We start from the raw sequence: 2,108 nt of genomic DNA on the forward strand, positions 1-2,108 counted from the left end.
GGAGTGTCAATGTTGTGTCCTACTGCTAATACCTAGGGTCTGCTGAAAAAGTTTTTCCTGGGGGTAGGAGTCAGGAGTCAGGAGTCAGTAGCCAGTCGTTTCAGGCTTTGTTGCCCTTGTTTTTTGTACCAAGCGATGTACCACAAGAAGGATAATGCAAGGTTTTTGAAAGTCCCAATCCTATTTTCGCAGCATGAACATCGGACTTTAACAGGTCAAAAGCCTTATTTTAAAAGGGTTTTACCATTATTCAGCAAGCCCTAATTACACATCTAAGCCACTACTCCGTCAGACTTCTGGTGTGAGGAAACAGTGAACTGAAAACTCAAATCCGATCCCTAATAGCTGTCTCCCGTCTCCCGTCTCGGAGTCTCCCGTCTCGGAGTCTCCTGTCTCGGAGTCTCCTGTCTCGACTAGGAAATTAATTTTGCACGACTACTTACCAACAGCCTTTCGTCCGGGGATGATGCCAAATCCCCTCATACCTCTTATTGCCGGCCGACGACCGACGAGCGATAACTAATTTTTGATAAGCTAAAAGACAGTTAATTATAATTTCGTCGTCAATCCTATGATTTTGCCAGGTAGTACCGTTCGAGTCACCAATCCCGATGATACCTACTATAAATTTGAAGGTTTAGCCCAGCGTTTAAGCGATGGGAAAGTGGCCGTTCTTTTTGAGGGGGGCAACTGGGATAAGTTAGTTACCTTTAATCTCTCGGAATTGGAAGAAGTAATTATTGCCCCAGCTAAAGGCAAAAAATAACCATGCGTCCACCCTTACCGCAATTGGCCACGGATAACCGCCATCCCGATCATATCGCCGAAGTTATCGAGACGACGACGACCGAGTTTTTGGCGCAATGTTTGGAACCAGAGGAGTTAAACTTTCCTTTTATGCCTGCTTTTGGTAGTTGGGTAAAAGCCTACGATGAAGAAACGGGTAATAAGATTTTTGGGATTGTCACCTTTGCCACCACTGCCCCCATCGATTCGGTACATCGCGCTAGAGCTTTGGGGTTGTCTTTGGCTGAATTGCGGGAACAACAGCCGCAGATTTTCGCTATGTTAAAAACGGAATTTCGGGCAACTATTGTCGGTTTTGAAACCCTGCCAGGACAATTTAATGGCAATGGTTCCGGGCGAGGTTATATCTATCAATATATTCCTCCCCGACCCCCACAAATTCATCAGGCGGTTTATCAATGTGAGTCGTTAGAAGTGGTTTATTTTAGTGAACAATTAGACTTTTTACGAATTTTATTACAGGTCAAAAATACTCCCGTGGAAGCTTTGGCAGCTGCTTCTATCCGTCAGATGTATCAATTGCGTCAAGCCGATCGACAATGGTTAGTGAATGTGGGCAGACAGTTAAGTGTTTTACTTAAAGATGATTATGATCGCTTGCGTTATATTCTCAGTCAAATTCATATTAGTCCTTAGATGATTCGGCTTGGCTGATTTTAATTATGAATTGTCTTCTGAGCAATTCTTCAAACTCCGAACCAAGTTAACTTGTGGATACTTTGCACAATTAGCATTCATATCTGGATTGCTGCAAAGCCGATTATCTTCAAGCATTGTAACGGCTAAGATGAGCGGCGGCTATCAACTTCATCCGTCTTTCGGGCAAACCTCAAAAGCCAACTCGTGTCGATAAAAACACACATTGAACTCTGCAAAGAAGTTCATGTGTCCAAGAATTACAGGTATATCTCTCATCTTAGTCCAAGCGAATCCAAGCAGAACAGAAGGGAATTGTGCAATTGCACCAGATACAACCAAACCTCGTGAATTGCTTTGAGCCAAGTTTCCGCTCAAGGGAATGGATACTGTTTGATTTTCCCAGACTGCTCCTAGCTGTAGTCCAATCTCGTAGGGTAGAACATTGACACTGGCACCAGTGTCCAGCAATGCTGTCACTTCTAGAGAACGATCGCCCAGTGTGAGCATTAAAGGGATATATGGCTTGACATCCTCGCCGCCCTAAAAGTGCGGCGATTCCTAAACCTCACGATTTAAGTTTCTGCTTCCACCACCGTCGCATACCACAGTTAAAAAACCATGTACTGTCTTACACAGAGTCCACAGACTTTCGCCCCATTTCA

3 protein-coding genes are annotated in these 2,108 nt (G+C 44.2%); 2 read left to right on the top strand and 1 reads right to left on the bottom strand.

All coding sequences use genetic code 11. The features are described 5' to 3' along the window. Positions 1-571: 571 nt before the first annotated feature. Both O9300_RS11840 and O9300_RS11845 read left to right on the top strand, forming a co-directional pair. Positions 572-766: an NAD(P)H dehydrogenase subunit NdhS gene (locus O9300_RS11840; RefSeq protein WP_002759298.1), complete on the top strand. Its 195-nt coding sequence runs from the start codon at positions 572-574 to the stop codon at positions 764-766. 2 nt (positions 767-768) lie between these two features. Then, a complete protein-coding gene (locus tag O9300_RS11845) occupies positions 769-1,443 on the top strand; it encodes an HAS-barrel domain-containing protein (protein WP_002732419.1) in 675 nt (224 codons plus the stop codon). A gap of 171 nt (positions 1,444-1,614) precedes the next feature. Here O9300_RS11845 and O9300_RS11850 read toward each other — a convergent pair whose 3' ends face one another. Continuing rightward, positions 1,615-1,953, bottom strand: coding sequence for a pepsin/retropepsin-like aspartic protease family protein (locus O9300_RS11850; RefSeq protein WP_012268297.1), 339 nt, complete (start codon positions 1,951-1,953; stop codon positions 1,615-1,617). Positions 1,954-2,108 lie beyond the last annotated feature (155 nt).

This window comes from Microcystis sp. LE19-195.1E, assembly GCF_027532095.1.
Lineage (GTDB): Bacteria > Cyanobacteriota > Cyanobacteriia > Cyanobacteriales > Microcystaceae > Microcystis > Microcystis aeruginosa.

Bases quoted from the DNA above. Each gene is read 5' to 3' on its own strand.
- O9300_RS11845 (WP_002732419.1), top strand. From the start codon at position 769: ATGCGTCCACCCTTACCGCAATTGGCCACGGATAACCGCCATCCCGAT.
- O9300_RS11850 (WP_012268297.1), bottom strand. From the start codon at position 1,953: ATGCTCACACTGGGCGATCGTTCTCTAGAAGTGACAGCATTGCTGGAC.
- O9300_RS11840 (WP_002759298.1), top strand. From the start codon at position 572: ATGATTTTGCCAGGTAGTACCGTTCGAGTCACCAATCCCGATGATACC.